18 protein-coding genes are annotated in these 18492 nt (G+C 66.8%); 10 read left to right on the plus strand and 8 right to left on the minus strand.

Annotated features, from left to right (window positions below):
• Positions 1-107 precede the first annotated feature (107 nt).
• Entirely contained in the window at positions 108-728 is a 621-nt protein-coding gene (locus tag ACGFNJ_RS03525) for a hypothetical protein (RefSeq protein WP_393442915.1), read from the minus strand.
• 124 nt (positions 729-852) lie between these two features.
• Positions 853-1368 (minus strand): winged helix-turn-helix transcriptional regulator, encoded by a 516-nt coding sequence (locus ACGFNJ_RS03530; RefSeq protein WP_393442917.1) that lies wholly within the window; start codon positions 1366-1368, stop codon positions 853-855.
• Positions 1369-1467: 99 nt separating this feature from the next.
• Here ACGFNJ_RS03530 and ACGFNJ_RS03535 point away from each other — a divergent pair, with 99 nt between their 5' ends.
• Positions 1468-2637 (plus strand): thiolase family protein, encoded by a 1170-nt coding sequence (locus tag ACGFNJ_RS03535; protein WP_393442919.1) that lies wholly within the window; start codon positions 1468-1470, stop codon positions 2635-2637.
• Between the two features lie 43 nt (positions 2638-2680).
• On the opposite strand, the gene ACGFNJ_RS03540 is transcribed toward ACGFNJ_RS03535, so the two are convergent.
• Positions 2681-3001, minus strand: a complete 321-nt coding sequence (locus ACGFNJ_RS03540; protein WP_393442921.1) for a hypothetical protein — start codon at positions 2999-3001, stop codon at positions 2681-2683.
• A gap of 43 nt (positions 3002-3044) precedes the next feature.
• On the minus strand, positions 3045-3422 hold the full coding sequence (locus ACGFNJ_RS03545; protein WP_393442923.1) for a hypothetical protein: 378 nt from the start codon (positions 3420-3422) through the stop codon (positions 3045-3047).
• A 152-nt stretch (positions 3423-3574) separates the two neighbouring features.
• Here ACGFNJ_RS03545 and ACGFNJ_RS03550 point away from each other — a divergent pair, with 152 nt between their 5' ends.
• Positions 3575-4555, plus strand: a complete 981-nt coding sequence (locus tag ACGFNJ_RS03550; protein ID WP_393442925.1) for an o-succinylbenzoate synthase — start codon at positions 3575-3577, stop codon at positions 4553-4555.
• A gap of 174 nt (positions 4556-4729) precedes the next feature.
• On the opposite strand, the gene ACGFNJ_RS03555 is transcribed toward ACGFNJ_RS03550, so the two are convergent.
• Together ACGFNJ_RS03555 and ACGFNJ_RS03560 are read right to left on the minus strand one after the other, a co-directional pair.
• Positions 4730-5251 carry a TIGR04338 family metallohydrolase gene (locus ACGFNJ_RS03555; protein WP_393442927.1) on the minus strand — a complete coding sequence of 174 codons (522 nt, stop codon included), beginning with the start codon at positions 5249-5251 and terminating at the stop codon, positions 4730-4732.
• A 16-nt stretch (positions 5252-5267) separates the two neighbouring features.
• Positions 5268-6131 carry a DUF2786 domain-containing protein gene (locus ACGFNJ_RS03560; protein ID WP_393442929.1) on the minus strand — a complete coding sequence of 288 codons (864 nt, stop codon included), beginning with the start codon at positions 6129-6131 and terminating at the stop codon, positions 5268-5270.
• Between the two features lie 153 nt (positions 6132-6284).
• On the opposite strand from ACGFNJ_RS03560, the gene ACGFNJ_RS03565 reads away from it, so the two are divergent.
• The 6 genes from ACGFNJ_RS03565 (at position 6285) to ACGFNJ_RS03590 (ending at position 13189) form a co-directional block, all read left to right on the plus strand.
• Positions 6285-7586 (plus strand): ABC transporter substrate-binding protein, encoded by a 1302-nt coding sequence (locus tag ACGFNJ_RS03565; RefSeq protein ID WP_393443745.1) that lies wholly within the window; start codon positions 6285-6287, stop codon positions 7584-7586.
• 137 nt (positions 7587-7723) lie between these two features.
• Positions 7724-8656, plus strand: a complete 933-nt coding sequence (locus ACGFNJ_RS03570; RefSeq protein WP_393443747.1) for a carbohydrate ABC transporter permease — start codon at positions 7724-7726, stop codon at positions 8654-8656.
• Positions 8656-9534, plus strand: coding sequence for a carbohydrate ABC transporter permease (locus ACGFNJ_RS03575; protein ID WP_393442931.1), 879 nt, complete (start codon positions 8656-8658; stop codon positions 9532-9534). The genes ACGFNJ_RS03570 and ACGFNJ_RS03575 overlap by 1 nt, the downstream gene beginning before the upstream one ends.
• A gap of 206 nt (positions 9535-9740) precedes the next feature.
• The gene (locus ACGFNJ_RS03580; RefSeq protein WP_393442933.1) at positions 9741-11972 is read left to right on the plus strand and encodes a transglycosylase domain-containing protein; all 2232 of its coding nucleotides are present in this window, start codon (positions 9741-9743) and stop codon (positions 11970-11972) included.
• A gap of 322 nt (positions 11973-12294) precedes the next feature.
• Positions 12295-12753 carry a GyrI-like domain-containing protein gene (locus tag ACGFNJ_RS03585; protein ID WP_393442935.1) on the plus strand — a complete coding sequence of 153 codons (459 nt, stop codon included), beginning with the start codon at positions 12295-12297 and terminating at the stop codon, positions 12751-12753.
• 10 nt (positions 12754-12763) lie between these two features.
• A complete protein-coding gene (locus ACGFNJ_RS03590; protein WP_393442937.1) occupies positions 12764-13189 on the plus strand; it encodes a GyrI-like domain-containing protein in 426 nt (141 codons plus the stop codon).
• Between the two features lie 209 nt (positions 13190-13398).
• On the opposite strand, the gene ACGFNJ_RS03595 is transcribed toward ACGFNJ_RS03590, so the two are convergent.
• The gene (locus tag ACGFNJ_RS03595) at positions 13399-14499 is read right to left on the minus strand and encodes an inositol-3-phosphate synthase (RefSeq protein WP_393442939.1); all 1101 of its coding nucleotides are present in this window, start codon (positions 14497-14499) and stop codon (positions 13399-13401) included.
• Positions 14492-15049, minus strand: coding sequence for a PadR family transcriptional regulator (locus ACGFNJ_RS03600; RefSeq protein ID WP_069161339.1), 558 nt, complete (start codon positions 15047-15049; stop codon positions 14492-14494). Before ACGFNJ_RS03600 ends, ACGFNJ_RS03595 begins: the two co-directional genes overlap by 8 nt.
• 170 nt (positions 15050-15219) lie before the next feature.
• Here ACGFNJ_RS03600 and ACGFNJ_RS03605 point away from each other — a divergent pair, with 170 nt between their 5' ends.
• Together ACGFNJ_RS03605 and ACGFNJ_RS03610 are read left to right on the plus strand one after the other, a co-directional pair.
• Positions 15220-15639 (plus strand): DUF5318 domain-containing protein, encoded by a 420-nt coding sequence (locus tag ACGFNJ_RS03605; protein WP_167837604.1) that lies wholly within the window; start codon positions 15220-15222, stop codon positions 15637-15639.
• A 94-nt stretch (positions 15640-15733) separates the two neighbouring features.
• Positions 15734-18469, plus strand: coding sequence for a transglycosylase domain-containing protein (locus ACGFNJ_RS03610; RefSeq protein WP_393442942.1), 2736 nt, complete (start codon positions 15734-15736; stop codon positions 18467-18469).
• Positions 18470-18492: the final 23 nt, after the last annotated feature.

Below are 18492 nucleotides of genomic sequence, written 5' to 3' on the forward strand. Positions count from 1 at the left end.
CGGATCTACAGGAGGGGTGCGGTCGTGGCCTTTGCTGGTATCACAGAGGGTCGGTGCTGTTCACAGAGGTTCTAGCCTTTGTGGATAGTGGGCAAAGCCTGTGGGACCTACTCAACTTCGCGACGTGGGGTCAGTTCGATCTTCAGCACGTCGCGGATGTAGATCTCCAGGAAACCCGGCAGGTCGGGGTTTGCCGCGATTCGGTCGAAGACCTCGACGAAGCGGGGGTCGGGGGTTTCGGTCAGGGAGACGATTCGCCATGTGTTGAGTGGTCGTTCCTCGGTACCCGACACCCCGTGCTCGACATGGAAGATCGGCTGACCCGTTCCCGCGTGCAGGAGTTCGCCGTCGGGGCCGGGCACTTCGGCGGCACCGATGAACGTGACGATCTGGTTCGCGTGGTCGAGGTGAGTCTGTTCGAGCACGAGGCCGTAGGTCTCTGGTTGAAGCCACAGCCGCTGGGTGGAGCTCCGCACGAAGATGTCGCCCTCGCCCCATGATTGCGCCGCTCCGCTGACGACGTACGGGATGTAGATGTCCGGGTGCCTGGATTTGCGAACCTCCATGTCCCACAGCATGGTTCGGGTGAAAACCAAGGGGCTCGCCAGCTCGTAGCGATCGGCGAGCACCTGGTTGACGTCAAGCGGCGGTAGCTCGTAGGTCGTGTTGGCCGAGTCTTCCCAGGCCGCGCGAAAAGTCTTCTTGTGGTCGACGGTATCCACTTCCATCTCCAACTCTGTTGTGACAGCCCCGGTTTCATCTCGACTCGGAGCGGTCGCCGCACTCAATCGATGGGCAAGCCGGTGGTTCCCCCTGGACGAGGATGGGAACGTCCGCACGGACTAAACGCGATCAGCGCTTGGCGGCCTTGCGGGCGGCGAGATAGTCGTCGTTGACGCGCACACCGAGCTCTTCCAGCGCGATCTCACGGCCGGACTCGCTGCGGACCTGCACGCGCACCGGGGCACCGGTGGATTCCTCGACAAGCAGCAGCGGCGCCGGGCCCGGCTGCAGGTAGGTGTCGCCCCACTGCATGAGGGCCAGCACGGCGGGCAGCAGGTCGCGGCCCATGTCGGTCAGCACATACTCGTGCCGGGTGCGTTTGCCCTGCTCCTGATAGGGCTGCTTGATGAGCAGTCCCGCCTCGGTGAGCTTGCGAAGCTGACTGGCCGCGGCCGCGTCGGTGATGCCGACCCGCTTGGCGAATCCGTCGAACCGGGTGGTGCCGTAGTACGCCTCGCGCAGGATCAGGATGGCCGACCGGGTGCCGACCAGATCCATCGCCTTGGCGATCGAGCAATTCGTCGTCTGCCACGAGCTCAGATCGGCCAACTGCCCTTCCATCACTGCTGCCATGACGAACATCATAACCTTGCTGACTTTCCTCAACTATTGTCAGGTGTAACCTGACTATGTGTTGATAGAGCCAGGCAAGGCCGCCGGGCTCATGGTCCGAAAGGAAGCGTCATGAGAGACGCGGTAATCGTCGAAGCGGTACGCACGCCGATCGGCAAGGGCAAGCCGAACGGTGCTCTGCACAACGTCAACGCGGTGGACCTGCTCGCACACAGCCTGCGCGAGGTGGTGGACCGCAGCGGCATCGATCCGGCACTGATCGACGACGTGATCGGCGGCATCGTCACCCAGGTCGGCGAGCAAGGCATGAACATGACCCGCCGGGCCGCACTCGCCGCGGGTTTTCCCGAGTCTGTGCCCGCGACCACGGTGGATCGGCAGTGCGGCAGCAGCCAGCAGGCCATCCACTTCGCCGCCCAAGGTGTCATCTCCGGCGCGTACGACATCGTCGTCGCCGCCGGCGTCGAGTCGATGGGGCGAGTTCCCATGGGCGCCAACCTGGTCGGCTCCGAGGACGTCGCAGGCGTCGGCTTCGCCGCGCGCTACCCGGAAGGGCTGGTGCCGCAGGGGATCAGCGCCGAACTGATCGCCGCCAAGTGGGGACTGACCCGCACCCAGCTCGACGAATTCGCCCTCGGCAGCCACGAAAAGGCCGCCCTGGCAACGAAGAACGGCCTGTTCACCCGCGAACTTGCGCCGATCAACGGGCTGCAGACCGACGAGGGCATCCGCGTCGGCAGCACCCTCGACACCCTCGCCAAGCTGCGTCCCGCCTACTACGACGAGGCGATGGGCGCCCGCTTCCCGCAAATCGGCTGGGAGATCACCGCTGCCTCCGCGAGCCAGGTCAGCGACGGCAGCGCGGCGGTTCTCATCATGACCAGCGAGCGCGCGAAGGAACTCGGCCTGAAGCCGCTGGCTCGCCTGCACAGCTTCGCCGTCGTCGGTGACGACCCGCTGCTGATGCTCACCGCCGTGATCCCGTCGACCCGAAAGGTGTTGCAGCGCGCGGGACTCCAACTCTCCGACATCGACCTCTTCGAGGTCAACGAGGCCTTCTCCCCGGTCGTCCTCGCCTGGGCCGAGGAAACCGGCGCCGACCTCGCCAAGGTGAACGTCAACGGCGGCGCCATCGCCATCGGCCATCCGCTCGGCGCCTCCGGCACCCGCCTGGCCACCACCCTCGTGCACGCCATGCAGGACCGCGGCGCCCGCTACGGCCTGCAAACCATGTGTGAGGCAGGCGGTCTGTCGAACGCCATGATCCTCGAACGCCTCTGATCTCGAGCTGAGCCGGTGCCCATCGTTCGCGGTGGGCGCCGCGTCAGATCTCGGCGAGGACCAATGCGATCAGGAAGCCGAGCAGCCACGATCCGATGATCAACGGCACCGCCGTCATCGGGGTCCAGGCGATCGGCATGCGATAGCGCAGTTTTCGGATCATCAGCGCGATCGTCCAGATCAGCGCCACGGCAACGCCACCCCAGCCGACTACTTGGGCGATCGCCAGGTATCTGCTGTCCGGCGCGACCAGCTCGTAGAGCGACACGAAAGCCACTGCCAGCCCGGCGCATCCGAGCGCGATCAGCGAAGCGAGTAGTGCGCGCACGATGTCCAGCACCCACTCCCGTGCTCGCCGGACCACATAGGAATGATCTGCCCTCGGGCACGGGGTTTCAAACAGCAGGCTAAGAACCTGGGTAGACCTGGGAAGCCAGCGCAACACCGCCGAGGAACGAGGCGACGATCATGATCATCGCGAGCACCGGCCAGTACCACATGTACCAGCGCTTCACGGCCGCCACGATGATCATCACCAGCGAACCGACCAGCGCCACCGCAGTGCCGCCCCAGGACACCGCGAACGCGGCGCCGAGATAACCGTCGCGGCAGTTGTTCGCAGAGCACGGGTCGGCCGCGAAGGCGAAGAAGACGGTGAGGTAAGCGGCGACGAGTCCGAGTGCCGCCGCGAGGGAATACAGCACGAGGGCAAGCACCAGGTCCCAGGTCCGCTGCTGCGGTCGAGCCGCGAACTGCGGCTGCGCCATCGGGTAGTACGTCGTCATACATTGAGCGTCGCGATCCGGCGGCGTGGGCAGGACCGCAAAACTACTCAGTCGCCATGGGGGAAATCCGTGCTCGTCTGGGCTCAGCGAGGCCCATCGCCCACCCATGAGTGGCGATCTGCGCGCGGTGCGTCCCTATTAGGCTGGCGGCGATGACCGATCACGCTGTTGAGAGCATCGTTTACGCGATCCCCATGCGGACCAGGTTCCGTGGCATCACCGTGCGCGAGGGGATGCTGATCCGCGGCCCGCTCGGGTGGGGCGAGTTCTGTCCGTTCACCGAGTACGACGACCGCGAAGCGGCGGGTTGGCTGGCCACCGCGCTCGAGCAGGTGACGGTGGGCTGGCCTGCGCCGGTGCGGGAGCGGATTCCGATCAACTGCACGGTGCCTGCGGTCGATCCGGAGCGGGCGCACGCGATCGTCGCCGGGTCCGGCTGCGACACCGCCAAGGTGAAGATCGCCGACCATCCCGATTCGCTCGCCGAAGACCTCGCCAGGGTCGAGGCGGTGCGCGCCGCACTCGGTCCCGGCGGGGCCATCCGAGTGGACGCCAACGCGGTGTGGGATGTCGACACCGCGGTTCGGCACATCACCCGAATCGATAAGGCCGCAGGCGGTTTGGAGTACGTCGAGCAGCCGTGCCGGACCATCGAGGAACTCGCCGCGGTCCGCCGCCGCGTCGAGGTCCGCATCGCCGCCGACGAATCCATCCGCCGCGCCGAGGATCCGCTGCGGGTCGCCGTCGCGGGCGCCGCCGACATCGCGGTCCTCAAATGCACCCCGCTCGGCGGCGTTCGCCGCGCGCTGCGCGTCGCCGAAGCGGCGGGCCTGCCCTGCGTCGTCTCCTCGGCCTTGGAAACCAGCGTCGGTCTCGCCGCCCAACTCGCCCTCGCCGGTGCGCTTCCCACCCTCGACTTCGCCTGCGGCCTCGGCACCTTGTCGCTGCTCACCGGCGACCTGGTGACCGACTCCCTGCGTCCCGTCGACGGTTACCTGCCAGTCCCGCGCACACCACCACAACCGGACCCCACGCTCGCCGAGCAGTACCGGCAACAAGATCCAGAACGGGTTGCCTGGTGGCAGCAGCGACTCGAGCGGGCCATGCGCCTGGTCGAGACACCGCCGGAATAGTTCCGAACGAACACCTGCGCCAGCGGTCCCCGCCACCCGAGTGCGACAGTGCCTCGAGAATCCGCACCCCTTCTGACAATCCGCACTCTTTCTATGAATACGCACACGCTCTAGCAGCCCAGAAAGGGTGCGGATTGCCAGAAAGGGTGCGGATTTCGGCGCTGCGGTGGGTCTTCAGCCGAGGCGGACGCCGCAGCCGAGCATGGTCGCGCGCAGCAGTAGGGCTGCTTCGGGGCCGATGATGCCGTCCACCAATTCCAGGTAGCGGGTGCAGAATTCGGGGCCGTGTGCGGCGACCGAGCCGGGGACGGACTCCAGGTGATGGGCCAGTTCGTGCAGGACAACCAGTTCCCGCAGCGCCCAGGCGGTCCCGTCATCGGTGTGCAGTGGCACGGCGAGGACGGCGTCCGCCGACTCGTAGTGCGCGGCGGTTGTCCCGGCGCGGGAACGGACGCGCACCGGCGTGCCCGCGCGATCCCAGTGCGCGCGAACCCAATTGAGGGCGAGCACCTTGTCGGCGTAGGTCTGCACGGAATCCACCGAGGCGAACCGCCGCTCGATCGGCAGCGTGATGTGCGAGCCGTAGAGCTCGACGGTGCGGCTACCGTGCTCGTCTGCCCGGTCGAATACGCCGCGGACCAGCTGCTCGGCGTCGTATACCTTGGCGCGCTGTGTGTCTCGCACCGTCACGAGCATCGTCCTCGGCGCGCGCTCACGCGGAACCGTCGTCCGCACCGCGCGGCTTGCGCGTCAATTGCCCACGCGGCGCGCCGAGTTCGGGAGACGTCCCGAGCCGCGCCGCTTTTCCTGCCCGGTCACCGGCCCTGCGGGCCGCCGCCGAATGCCCGGCCGACGCCTGCGGTCCGCGCCAGGTGCCCCGCGCTTCCGAGTTCTGGGTGTAGAAGTCGGTGAGTTCGATCTCCTTGTTGCGCAAGGCAAGTGCGGTGCCGGACGAGGCGGACTGCTCGGGCACCGCCTCGGCCTCGACCTCCGCCTTCACCGCGGCGAGCCGCTGCCCGATCCGCGCGGCAAACGCCATCTGGAAGTTCAATCGGGCCGTCACGCCGGCCACCGGCGCCTCAACGCGGCGTTGCACCCGGTGACCCCAGCGCCGCTCGGTGACCACCTTCTCCACCGTGGCCGAGCGGTACTGCCCCGACTTGATGTACTGATCCGAGGCACGCACCATCTGCACCAGCAAACTCGCGTACAACGCCTCACAGGTGTCGATATCGGAATCGAACCCGTAGGCGTACACCGACGTCGACGTGCGCGCGACATCGCAGCGCACATCGTTGGCGCATGCGATCGCAACGAACAGCTGGACGTAGGTGCGCAGCCCGCGCTTGCCCGGCTCGCCGATCGGGATGACCCGCTGAATCGGCGTCGGCCTGCGCTCGCGACCCGCGATATGGGCACGCGCCACCGCGAGATCGATGGACGAGGTCGTGGCCAGCCGCTGCGCGGCGGCGAGGAACGCCTCGGCCTCGTGCTCGTTGTCGGTGGACTCGGCCTGACGCAGCAGCCCACCGATGCGTGTCAGCATCCGCTCGGGAACCTGATTCTGCGATGTCATCACCAGCGAGCATAACGAGCGCGGACGGGGTGGATCCGTCCGTCGATCGCGGGGACTTCGCGTCACAATCCCGCGAGTCACTCCCACACCATGTATCTTGCGTTGTGCAACCGGCAGGGTGTGCGAATGCTCACGATCGATCTGGAGTCCGCGATGGCTGTGAAAAAGGTGTCGTCCCTACGTACGTCGCTCGTACCGAGGGCCGCGATGGCGGCTGTCTCGGTCGCGCTGCTGTCGGCGACGTTCACCAGCGCCTGCTCCAGCGATAGCGGCGGCAGCCCGACCAGCCAGAACCTGACCGGCCGCGGGCCGATCACCTATGTCGAGGGCAAGGACACCACCGAGACCGGTGCGGTCAAGCAGCTCATCGAGCGCTGGAACGCCTCGCACCCGGACGAGCAGGTGACGTTCAAGGAGCAGTCGAACGACGCCTCGCAGCAGTACGACGACCTCGTCGAGCACATGCGCTCCAAGCAGTCCAACTACGACGTTGTCGCCCTCGACGTGCCGTGGACCGCCGAGTTCGCCGCGAAGGGCTGGATCCAGCCGCTCAAGGACACCTTCAGCATCGACACCTCTGCCCTGCTCTCGCCGCCGGTCGCCAGCGCCACCTACAACAACACCCTGTACGCGGCGCCGCGCAACACCAACGGCGGCTTGCTGTTCTACCGCAAGGACCTGGTGCAGGACCCGCCGAAGACCTGGAAAGAGCTGCTCGGCCAGTGCACCATCGCCAAGGAGCAGAACATCGGCTGCTACGCGGGCCAGTTCGCGCCGTACGAGGGCCTGACGGTGAACGCCGCCGAGGTGATCAACGCCTACGGCGGCAGCTTCGTCGGCGCCGACGGCAAGTCCCCGACGGTGAACAGCCCGCAGGCGCGGGCCGGGCTCAAGGTGCTCGTCGACGCCTTCGCCAACGGCGATATCCCGAAGGAAGCCATCACCTTCAAGGAACCGGAGAGCAGCAACGCCTTCGCGCAGGGCAAGCTGATGTTCCTGCGGTCGTGGCCGTCCACCTACGGTGATGTCGGCGGCGAGGCCTCCACCGTGAAGGACAAGTTCGGCGTCGCCCCGCTGCCCGGCGAGAACGGTGTCGGCGCGTCGACCCTCGGCGGTTACAACGCCGCGATCAGCGCCTTCTCGAAGAACAAGGCCACCGCGCTCGACTTCCTCCGCTTCCTGATCAGCGAGGACGCCCAGCACATCGTCGCCTCGGGCGCGCTGCCCTCGGTGCGCGCCTCGATGTACGACGACCCGGCGCTCATCGCGAAGATGCCGTACCTGCCCGCGCTGAAGGATTCCATCGCCAGCGCGGTGCCGCGCCCGGTCACGCCGTTCTACACGCCGGTGTCGAAGGCCATCCAGGAGAACGCCTACGCTGCGCTGAACAAGACCAAGTCCGTCGACGACGCGATCATCGGCATGCAAAAGGGCATCGAAACCGCGGGATCGTAGCGCGGAGAGCGAAACGGACCCGACGAGACCCGTAGGAGAGAGAAACGGTGTCGGATCCCTCGGGAGCGGCCAGCACTGTGTCGAGCGATGAGTTCCTGCCACGCAAGCGTGGCCTCGGCGAAACCCTGGCATTGGAAATGCGCCGCTCCGGCAAGGCCTGGCTGTTCATAGCCCCGGTGCTGCTTGCGCTGGCGGTCGTGATCGGTTACCCGGTGGTCCGGGCCGTCTGGATGTCCTTCCAGAAGGATCCCGGCCTCGACAAGTCGACCGGCATGTTCGTCGAGGGCGGCAGCGCAGGCTTCTCGAACTACACGCACTGGCTGCTGCAGCAGTGTCAGGCGGCGGGCGAGACGGTCAGCTGCCCGACCGGCAACCTCGGTTCGCAGTTCTGGATGGCCATCGGCGTCACGCTGTTCCTCACCGTGATCACGGTGACGCTGGAGGCCACGCTCGGTCTCGGCTTCGCCATGGTGATGGGCAAGACCTTCCGCGGCCGTGCGCTGCTGCGCGCGGCGGTGCTGATCCCGTGGGCCATCCCGACCGCGGTGACGGCGCGGCTGTGGGAGTTCATGTTCCAGTACGACGGGGTGGTGAACCGGGTTTTCGGCACGCACATCCTGTGGACCTCCGACCCGTGGGCCGCCCGGTTCGCGGTGATCGCGGCCGACGTCTGGAAGACGACACCGTTCATGGCTTTGCTGCTGCTCGCCGGACTGCAGGTGATCCCGGCCGATGTGTACGAGGCCGCCAGGGTCGACGGCGCCTCGGCCTGGCAGCGGTTCACCCAGATCACGCTGCCGCTGCTCAAGCCTGCCCTGCTGGTCGCGGTGCTGTTCCGGACCATGGACGCGCTGCGCATGTACGACCTGCCCGCGATCATGACGCTGAACAACCCGGCGACCAGGGTGGTGTCGATCCTGGTGGTCGACCAGGTCAGGCAGGGGCCCAACAGCGCGGCCGCACTGTCGACGATCACCTTCCTGATGATCTTCGCGGTGGCCTTCGTGCTGGTGAAAGTCTTGGGCGCCAACGCGGTTCGGACCCAGGAAGAACAGCGGGAGGCACACTGATGTCGACACGGACAACGGAAAAGCCTGCCGGGCAAGCAGTTCCGTGGACACATCGGCTGCGCTCGGTGCGGCTGTACACCGGTGTGATCGTGGTGCTGCTGTGGGGCCTCGGGCCGTTCTACTGGATGGTCGTCACCGCGTTCCGCGATCCCGACTTCACCTTCGACAACACCCCGTGGCCCACTCACGTGACGTTGGAGAACTTCCGCAACGCCTTCGACACCACCCGAGGCAACAACTTCGGCAAGGCCTTGCTCAACAGCGTGATCATCGGATCGATCACCACCGTCATCGCGCTGATCATCGGCGTGCTCGCGGCGTACGCGCTGGCCAGGCTCACCTTCCGGGGCAAGTACCTGGTGTCGGGGCTGATCCTGAGCGCGTCGATGTTCCCGGTGGTCGTGCTGGTCACCCCGCTGTTCCAGCTGTTCACCAACCTCGGCTGGATCGGGCAGTACCAGGCGATGATCATCCCGAACATCTCGTTCGTGCTGCCGATGACCGTCTACATCCTCGCCTCGTTCTTCGCCGAGCTGCCATGGGAGCTCGAGGAGGCGGCGCGGATCGACGGCGCGACGAAGATGCAAGCGTTCCGGCTGGTGATGTTGCCGCTGGCCGCGCCTGCGGTGTTCACCACCGCGATCCTCGCGTTCATCGCCGCGGTCAACGAATACCTGTTGGCCCGACTGCTTTCCAGCGGCACGACCGAACCGGTGACCGTCGCGGTCGCCCGGTTCTCCGGGAACAACCCGCTGGTCGAGCCGTACGCGGCGATCATGGCCGCAGGCACCATCGTGTCGATTCCGTTGGTCATCATGGTGCTGCTGTTCCAGCGCAGGATCATCTCCGGCCTCACCGCCGGCGGCGTGAAGAGCTGAGTCTCGCCGGGTCGGCGCGGCAGGCCGCAGCGGCCGTGCCGACCCGAATACCGCCGTATGCGGGCATGTCTCACCGTTTTCAGACGGTGCGAAACACGCGCTGCTAGCATCGCGGGTCACCCTGGGGCGCGAGTAAAGTCGTGATTCTGGGGCCATTTCCGATCGTTGTTCGTGCAGGTGAGTTTCGACCGACGCTCCGGGAGGAGATGATCGTGGGCTTCCGCAAACGGCGTAGACAGGCGGCGCCGTATGCCTCGCTCGCAGGCTGGAATGAGCTGACGACCGGCCCAGCGCGTGGCAAGCGCCATGCGCACTCGGCCAAACCTGCGCGGCCAACTCCTACCCCCGATCCGAATCGCCCGCCGCGCACCCGAGCCGAACGCATCCGGCGGCTGGTGCTCGCGCTCTTCGTCATCTTCGGTGTGGTGCCGCTGCTGTTGTGCGTGCTCGTCTACTGGAGCGCCGAGATCCCCGATCCGGCCGCAGTGCAGACCAACCAGATCGCCACCGTCCTTGCCGCCGACGGCAGCACGGTGATCGCCAAAGTGGTTCCGCCGAACGGCAATCGGACGCCGATCCCGCTGGCCGAGGTGCCACAGCCGGTGCGCGACGCGATGCTCTCCGCCGAGGACCGCAACTTCTACAGCAACCCGGGCTATTCCGCGTCCGGGTTCCTCCGCGCGGCCCGCGACAACCTGACGGGCCAGGAGAACGCGGGCGGCGGCTCGACCATCACCCAGCAGTATGTGAAGAACGCCTTCCTCGGCTCCGAGCGCACGCTGACCAGGAAGATGCGCGAGCTCGTCATCGCCGCGAAGATGGCCAGGCAGTGGAGCAAGGACGACATCCTCGCCGCCTACCTCAACACCATCTACTACGGCCGCGGCGCCTACGGCATCGCGGCGGCGACCAAGGCCTACTTCAACAAGCCGGTCAATCAGCTCACCATGGCCGAGGGCGCGGTGCTCGCCGCGCTGGTCCGCACGCCGTCGATCCTCGACCCGGAGACTCATCTCCCCGACCTGACCGCCCGCTGGCAGTACGTCCTCGACGGCATGGTCGAGATGGGTGTCCTCGCGCCGGGCGACCGGGACGCCACCAAGTTCCCGGCCATCATCCCGCTCAGCGAGATCCCCGACGACAACGTGGCGCGCGGGCCGGAGGGCCTGATCCGCGCCCAGGTGGTCCGCGAGCTGCGCTCCGCGGGGATCAGCGAGCACGAGCTGAATACCGGTGCGCTGCAGATCATCACGACCATCGACGCGAAGGCGCAGCAGTCCGTGCTCGACGCGGTGCGCGGCAGGCTCGACGGGCAGCCGCCCGAGTTGCGCGCCGCGGTCGTGTCCGTCGACCCGCGTTCCGGCGCGGTGCGCGCCTACTTCGGCGGGTTCGACGGCATCGGTTACGACTACGCGCAGGCGCCGCTGCAAACCGGCTCGGCGTTCAAGCCGTTCGCCGTGGTTGCCGCGCAGCAGCAGAGCGTGCCGTTGAATCGCATGTTGGACAGTTCGCCGGTCACCGACCGCGGCACCAAGATCACCAATGTCGACGGCGAATCGTGCGGACGGTGCAGCATGGCCGAGGCACTCAAGCGCTCGCTGAACACCAGCTTCTACCGGCTGACCATGTCGATGTTCGACGGGCCGAAGGCGATCGCCGACGCGGCGCACGCGGCGGGCATTCCGGAGGAGATCCCCGGCGTCCCAGGCAAGACGCTCACCGAGGACGGCGGGCGACCGCTGAACGGTATCGTGTTGGGGCAGTACCTCGTTCGCCCCATCGACATGGCCTCGGCGTACGCGACGATCGGCGCGTCGGGCATGTACCACCAGCCGTACTTCGTGCAGCGCGTGGTGACCGGCGACGGCCGGGTGCTGCTGGATCGCGGCGCCCCCGGCCAGCAGGTCGGCAAGCAGCTCCCCGCTGGGCAGCAACGCATTCCGCGCACCATCGCCGAGAACACCACCCAGGCGATGACGCCGATCGCGGCCTACTCCAACGGTCACGCCCTCGCCGGTGGCCGCCCGTCCGCGGCGAAGACCGGGACCACCCAACTCGGCGAGTCCAAGCAGAACAAGGACGCGTGGATGATCGGGTACACCCCGTCGCTGTCCACGGCGGTCTGGATCGGCACCGCACAATCGCAGCCGATTCGCACCGCCCGCGGCAGCGACATCTACGGGGCAGGCCTGCCCGCCGATATCTGGAAGCAGGTGATGGACAACGCGCTCGACGGCACCCCGGTCGAGCAGTTCCCCGCAGGAGCGGCGGCAGCACAGGCCGCCCCCACCACGAGCAAGCCGTCGAGCGGCAGCTACGACATTCTCAATCCGCCGCAGGGCGCGCCGCGGGAACCGGTGATCATCATCCCGCCCGCCCCGGAAGGACCTAAGGAAATGGAAATTTTTCCCGGGCTGAGCATCCCGGTTCCTGGATAGCGATGATGCTGTGACCTTCGGCGTCCCCGGGGGAACGGATGACATGGCAGCATCGTTTGCCAGAGTGAGAGCGAATAACGACTGTGTCGGAACCAGGCCGACGCCGACGCCGCGGGATCGATGCGGAAGGATATGCGCTCGAGCGACGACTTAGAGACAGCGGTGCGAGCGGCAGACCCGAATGGCACACCACAGTGCGGGGAATGCTGCCGAATGAAGACGGCGGCGCGAGCGGCAGACCCGGCAGTGGCAGCTAGCGTGACCACGGAGGAGCCCGGGAGCGCCGCCAATTGGAGACAGACGAGACATAGGGGCTACGCCGGTGGATTTCAATGTCGTTGACCAACCCGAGACGCTGGTGGCGGGAACAGTACTTCGCAGCCCGGCGCTCGCGGTCGAAGGACCGCGCCGCGCGAAAGTCGAAGAGGCGTGGAAGCGCAACCTGGCTCGCCAGCTGCCTGGGCCGCCGACGACCGCGTACGTCGACCACGCGCCGGAAATCAATTCGTATCTGACCCACATCGTCGGCTACCGCTGCCGCAACCTCGACGACTTACTCCCCGGCGATGTGCTGGCCAGGGTGCCTGCCGGTCGATTCGCCCGGTTCATCGCCAGCGGCGACAACCTCGGCGACACCGTGGTCTACATCTGGCGCTCGGTGTGGGATGCCGAGGCGGCGGGCCGATTCGTGCGCGCCTACACCGGCGATTGGGAGCACTATCCCGACGCGCGCACGGTCGAAGTCTTCGTAGCTCTGGCAGACGATCAAGTCGACGGGTAGGAACAACACTGTGGACTTCGAGATTGTCACGTTGGACGAGAGCCTGGTCGCCGGACTGACCGTCCCGCTAGCAGGCCGTGAGGTCACCGCACGCGACCTCGACCTGGTCAACTTCACCTGGGACCGCTACCTGGCGCGGGACAAGAACGTGCCGCGGGTGGCCGCCTACATCGGCCAGAACGATCATGCCGTCGCCGTGCTCGGCTACGAGGTCGAGTCGATGGCCGAGATGGACGCGGGCGACGTGCTGACCCGCGTGCCGACCGGCCGCTACGCCAAGTTCGTCGTCTCCGACAAGCCCTACGACCTGCTACGCACCGCGTGGGCCCAGGTGCGCAAGGCCGAGAGCGCAGGCACCATCACCCGCTCGCACACCGCCGAAATCGAGCGGTACACGGGCCCGACCTCGGTCGAGGTCTACGTCTCCCTCGACTGAGTAACTCTTTGAACCCAAGTCGCCCGGAGGTTTACACCTCCGGGCGACTGTCATCGATTACCCGACCACGCACAGCGCGAGCCTTACGAGCGCCGTTCGTGGCCCGTCTCGCGTCCGAGTGGCCGAAGCGCATGCGCCGCAGGCGCTAGTCTCGGCCGCTCGGACGCGAGACCAAGGGGGCCACGAACACGCCGCGCCCGCGCGGCCAACTATTCAGCATCGATGATGAAGGCCTCGAGCTGCTCGCGGGCGACGTCGTCGGCGAGCTGCTTCGGCGGGGACTTCATCAGGTAGGCCGACGCCGGGATGACCGGTCCGCCGATGCCGCGGTCCTTGGCGATCTTCGCCGCGCGCACCGCGTCGATGATGATGCCCGCCGAGTTCGGCGAGTCCCACACCTCGAGCTTGTACTCCAGGTTCAGCGGCACGTCACCGAAGGCGCGACCCTCGAGCCGGACGTAGGCCCACTTGCGGTCGTCGAGCCAGCCGACGTGATCGGACGGGCCGATGTGCACGTCCTTGGCGCCCATCTCCTTCTTCAGGTTGCTGGTCACAGCCTGGGTCTTGGAGATCTTCTTCGACTCCAGCCGCTCACGCTCGAGCATGTTCTTGAAGTCCATGTTGCCGCCGACGTTCAGCTGCATGGTGCGGTCGAGCTGTACGCCGCGATCCTCGAACAGCTTCGCCATCACCCGGTGCGTGATGGTCGCGCCGACCTGGCTCTTGATGTCGTCACCGACGATGGGAACGCCTGCCTTGGTGAACTTTTCGGCCCACACCGGGTCGGAGGCGATGAACACCGGCAGCGCGTTGACGAACGCGACGTTCGCGTCGATGGCGCACTGCGCGTAGAACTTGTCGGCCTCTTCCGAGCCGACCGGCAGGTAGGACACCACGACATCGACCTTGTTGGCCTTCAGCACCTGCACCACGTCGACGGGCTCGGCCTCGGACAGCTCGATGGTCTCGGCGTAGTACTTGCCGATGCCGTCGAGGGTCGGACCGCGCTGCACGACAACATCACTCGGCGGCACGTCGGAGATCTTGATGGTGTTGTTCTCGCTGGCGAAGATCGCTTCGGCGAGGTCGAAACCGACCTTCTTGGCGTCGACGTCGAACGCGGCGACGAACTTCACGTCCCTGACGTGGTACTTGCCGAATTTGACGTGCATCAAGCCTGGCACGGTCGCCGTCTCGTCCGCGTCTTTGTAGTACTGCACACCCTGGACCAGCGAGGAAGCGCAGTTGCCCACGCCTACGATGGCGACGCGAACTTCGTTGGCGTTGTCAGCCTTCTTGTCATCACTCATGGCCGATATTTCCCTCTTTCTGTGGTGCCGCCTTCGTCGATTGCTCCGCCGCAATCAACTCGTTGAGCCAGCGCACTTCGCGCTCGCTTGATTCGAGTCCGAGCTGGTGGAGCTGCCGGGTGTAGCGATCGAGCGACCCGCTGGCCTTCTTGATCGCCTCCCGGAGTCCTTCTCGGCGCTCCTCGACCTGGCGCCGCCTGCCCTCCAGAATCCGCATCCGCGCCGTGGCGGGGGTGCGGCTGAAGAAGGCGAGATGCACGCCGAAGCCGTCGTCGGTGTAGTTCTGCGGTCCGGTGTCGGCGAGCAGTTCGCTGAACCGTTCCCGGCCCGCAGGCGTCAGTTGGTAGACGCGGCGCGCTCTGCGCGCGACCACGCCCGCTGGGATCTCCTCGGCGATCAGTCCGTCCGACTGCATACGGCGCAGCGTGGGATAGAGCGACCCGTAGGAGAAGGCCCGAAACGCGCCGAGCAGGCCGGTCAGCCGCTTACGCAGCTCGTAGCCGTGCATGGGCGATTCGAGGAGCAGCCCGAGGATTGCCAGCTCGAGCACCGGGCTTCACCTCCCTGACTATGTACAGACCTAACCGATGGATGCGACTCCAAACTATATCGGAGCGATATAACTGTCTACAGCTCTCGTCGATATAAACGGCCCTTTAGCGGGTTTTCGGTACCCCTGAGCCGGGGCGGCCCCCCGACAACACCGCTACTCTGGTTCTCGTGCGAATCCAGCGGCAAGTGGTCGACTACGCCCTTCGGCGGCGGTCGTTGCTGGCTGACGTGTATGCGGGCCGCGTCGACGTGGCCGAAGTATGTGACGCAAATCCCTATCTGCTGCGTGCGGCGAAGTTCCACGGGCGGGGGAGCGAGGTCACATGCCCCATCTGCCGGAAAGAACAACTCACGCTTGTATCTTGGGTCTACGGCGACACCCTCGGTCCGGCGGCAGGATCGGCCCGCGCACCGGAGGAGCTGACGCGCCTCGCCGAGACTCGTGAAGAGTTCTCGGTCCATGTCGTCGAGGTATGCCGAAGCTGCAGCTGGAATCATCTGGTGCAGTCCTACGTGCTCGGGAACACGCCTGCGCCGCCGCGCCGCCGCGCGGGAACCCGAGCCAACCGGCGCACCGCAGCCGAATGAAGTGCCTGGTCATCTGCCCGTCGGGTGACTCGCGGAGCCACAACGTGTCCGCAGCGGCGTACGCCGCTCCGAGCCACCAGCAACGTCACGAGTTATGGAGATCTTGTCAGTGAATTCGCCCTACGAGACTTCCCCCTACGGCGATGACCCGCACGGCGGCCGTACTCCACGCGGTTCACATCCAGGACCCCCGCAGCAGCCACACCCACGCCAGGGACCGCCGCCCGGTGCCAGGCCCGGCCCGCCGCCGCAGCGTCCTGCGCCCTATCCGGGGGAACTCCGTGGGCCGCAGCCGCAGCGCAGGCCAGGCCCGCCGCCGCAGCAGCGACCCCAGCAGGGCAGGCCTGCCGCAGGCGCGCCGAATGGCGCACAGGCGACCCAGCGCATCGAGCGGCCGAACGAGGCGGTGGCCAGGCGCGGCGCATCACCCGCAACCGGCCCGCGGCCCACGGCCGAACGAGCCCGCCGGGCAGGCGATTCCGGCAACGGCACCGGCGAACGCAGGAAGACCGCAGGCGGTCCGCCCGCCGGCCCCCCGCCGCGCCGCAACGGTGGCAGTGGCGGTAGCGGTGGCTCGGGTGGCCGCAAGCCGGGCCAGAAGAAGAAGTCGCCGTGGCGAATCGTGCGCCGCGTCATCTATGTGCTGATCGCGATGGGCATCTTGATCCCGAGCGGCGTCTTCTTGATCGCGTACACAACAGTGCCTATACCCAAGCCCGGCGATGTCGAAACCAACCAGGTCGCCACCATCCTCGCCGCCGACGGCACGCAGGTGCTCAGCAAAATCGTTCCGCCGCAAGGTAACCGGACCGAGGTGACGATCGATCAGATCCCGCCGCACGTCCGTAACGCGGTGATCGCCGCCGAGGACCGCGACTTCTACTCCAACCCGGGGTTCTCGATCTCCGGCTTCGCGCGCGCGGCCAGGGACAACGTCCTCGGCAGGGAAAGCGCAGGCGGTGGTTCCACGATCACCCAGCAGTACGTGAAGAACGCGCTGCTCACCAATGAGCGCACGCTCACCCGCAAGATGCGTGAGCTGGTCATCTCGGCCAAGATGGCGCGGGAGTGGAGCAAGGATCAGATCCTCACCGCGTACCTGAACACCATCTTCTTCGGCCGGAACTCCTACGGCATCGACGCGGCCGCCAAGGCTTACTTCGGCAAGCCGGTGTCCGAGCTCAGCGTCGCGGAGGGCGCGGTGCTCGCCGCCACCATCCAGCAGCCGTCCGGCCTGGATCCGGAGAAGAACCCCACCGGCGCCAAGACCCGCTGGGGTTACGTGCTCGACGGCATGGTTGCGGGCGGCGATCTGTCCGCCGCCGACCGGGCGACGATACAGTTCCCCGCGGTCGTCCCGATCGCCCAGACTCAGGACAAGACCTTGGACTCAGGTCCGGAGGGCCTGATCAAGAACCAGGTGCTCGCGGAGCTGTCCGCCGCTGGCATCAGTGAACAGCAGCTCTTCACGTCGGGGCTGTCGATCACCACGACGATCGATCCGAAGGCGCAGCAGGCGGCCGTCGACGCGGCCCGCAAGAAGATGCAGGGCGAGCCGGAGCAGCTGCGCACCGCAGTGGTCTCGGTGGATCCGAAGACCGGTGCGGTGCGCGCCTACTACGGTGGCGAGAACGGCCAGGGCTGGGACTTCGCGAATGCGGGCCTGCAACCGGGCTCATCGTTCAAGTCGTTCGGCCTCGCGGCGAATCTCGACCAGGGCATCCCGCTGTCGCAGATGTACGACAGCACCCCGATCACCGTCAACGGCATCAAGATCACCAACGTCGAGGGCGAGAACTGCGGAACGTGCACCATCGCCGAGGCGCTGAAGCGGTCGTTGAACACCAGCTTCTACCGGATGCAGATCGACATGGGCAACGGCCCGCAGAAGATCGCCGACATGGCGCACAAGCTCGGCATCCCGGAGACCATTCCGAATGTGGAGGGCAAGTCGCTCTCCGAGTCGGGCGGCGCAGGCCCGAACAACGGCATCGTGCTCGGCCAGTATCCGGTGCGCGTGCTCGACATGGCTTCCGCCTACGCGACATTGGCGGCCTCGGGCATTTACCACGCCCCGCATTTCGTCCAGAAGGTGACCGCCGCCAACGGCGAGGTGCTGTTCGATCGTGGCGAGGTGGCCGGTGAGCAGCGCGTGTCTGCCGCAGTGGCCGACAATGTCACGGCGGCGATGAAGCCGATCGCGGCGTGGTCGCGCAATCACAACCTGGCTGGTGGGCGCGAGTCCGCAGCCAAGACCGGCACTGCGCAGCTCGGCGACACCGGCGAGAACAAGGACGCATGGATGGTGGGCTACACACCGTCGCTGTCGACCGCGGTCTGGGTGGGTTCGATCGACAACACGAAGCTGCGCAACTACCAGGGCGGCATGATCTACGGTTCCGGCCTGCCGTCCGACATCTGGAAGGCCACCATGGACGGCGCCTTGGAAGGCAGCAAGAACGAGACCTTCCCGAAGCCCGCACCCATCAAGGGCCAGGCCGGCGTGCCGGAGTTCTCGGCGCCGTACACCCCGCCGTCGACCACCGACGCACCGTCGATCCTGCCGCCGATCTACATCCCGCCGACGATCGATACGCCGTTCGGCCCGATCCAGATCCCCGGCGGCGGCCAGCCGCGCCCGCAGACGCAGCAACAGCCGCAGCAGCGCAGCGAACCGGAGAAGCCGGATTCCGGTCCGCTGCCCGGCCAGCCCATCGCGCCGACCAACGGCTCGTCGCCGACGAACACCGCTTCGCCGAGAGCCAATGGGCAGAACGGGTATTCGCAGAACGACGAGCCGACCACGGCGCCGACGACCCGCGTCAGGTAGACCTGTTCGAGTGACCAGGGGGG

Source organism: Nocardia sp. NPDC049149 (assembly GCF_043197455.1).
GTDB lineage: Bacteria > Actinomycetota > Actinomycetes > Mycobacteriales > Mycobacteriaceae > Nocardia.

What these genes read in the sequence shown, in the direction of transcription:
- ACGFNJ_RS03525 (WP_393442915.1), bottom strand. Translation starts at nt 728, where the DNA reads ATGGAAGTGGATACCGTCGACCACAAGAAGACTTTTCGCGCGGCCTGG.
- ACGFNJ_RS03530 (WP_393442917.1), bottom strand. Translation starts at nt 1,368, where the DNA reads ATGATGTTCGTCATGGCAGCAGTGATGGAAGGGCAGTTGGCCGATCTG.
- ACGFNJ_RS03535 (WP_393442919.1), top strand. Translation starts at nt 1,468, where the DNA reads ATGAGAGACGCGGTAATCGTCGAAGCGGTACGCACGCCGATCGGCAAG.
- ACGFNJ_RS03545 (WP_393442923.1), bottom strand. Translation starts at nt 3,422, where the DNA reads ATGACGACGTACTACCCGATGGCGCAGCCGCAGTTCGCGGCTCGACCG.
- ACGFNJ_RS03550 (WP_393442925.1), top strand. Translation starts at nt 3,575, where the DNA reads ATGACCGATCACGCTGTTGAGAGCATCGTTTACGCGATCCCCATGCGG.
- ACGFNJ_RS03555 (WP_393442927.1), bottom strand. Translation starts at nt 5,251, where the DNA reads ATGCTCGTGACGGTGCGAGACACACAGCGCGCCAAGGTATACGACGCC.
- ACGFNJ_RS03560 (WP_393442929.1), bottom strand. Translation starts at nt 6,131, where the DNA reads ATGACATCGCAGAATCAGGTTCCCGAGCGGATGCTGACACGCATCGGT.
- ACGFNJ_RS03565 (WP_393443745.1), top strand. Translation starts at nt 6,285, where the DNA reads ATGGCTGTGAAAAAGGTGTCGTCCCTACGTACGTCGCTCGTACCGAGG.
- ACGFNJ_RS03570 (WP_393443747.1), top strand. Translation starts at nt 7,724, where the DNA reads ATGCGCCGCTCCGGCAAGGCCTGGCTGTTCATAGCCCCGGTGCTGCTT.
- ACGFNJ_RS03575 (WP_393442931.1), top strand. Translation starts at nt 8,656, where the DNA reads ATGTCGACACGGACAACGGAAAAGCCTGCCGGGCAAGCAGTTCCGTGG.
- ACGFNJ_RS03580 (WP_393442933.1), top strand. Translation starts at nt 9,741, where the DNA reads ATGATCGTGGGCTTCCGCAAACGGCGTAGACAGGCGGCGCCGTATGCC.
- ACGFNJ_RS03595 (WP_393442939.1), bottom strand. Translation starts at nt 14,499, where the DNA reads ATGAGTGATGACAAGAAGGCTGACAACGCCAACGAAGTTCGCGTCGCC.
- ACGFNJ_RS03610 (WP_393442942.1), top strand. Translation starts at nt 15,734, where the DNA reads ATGGAGATCTTGTCAGTGAATTCGCCCTACGAGACTTCCCCCTACGGC.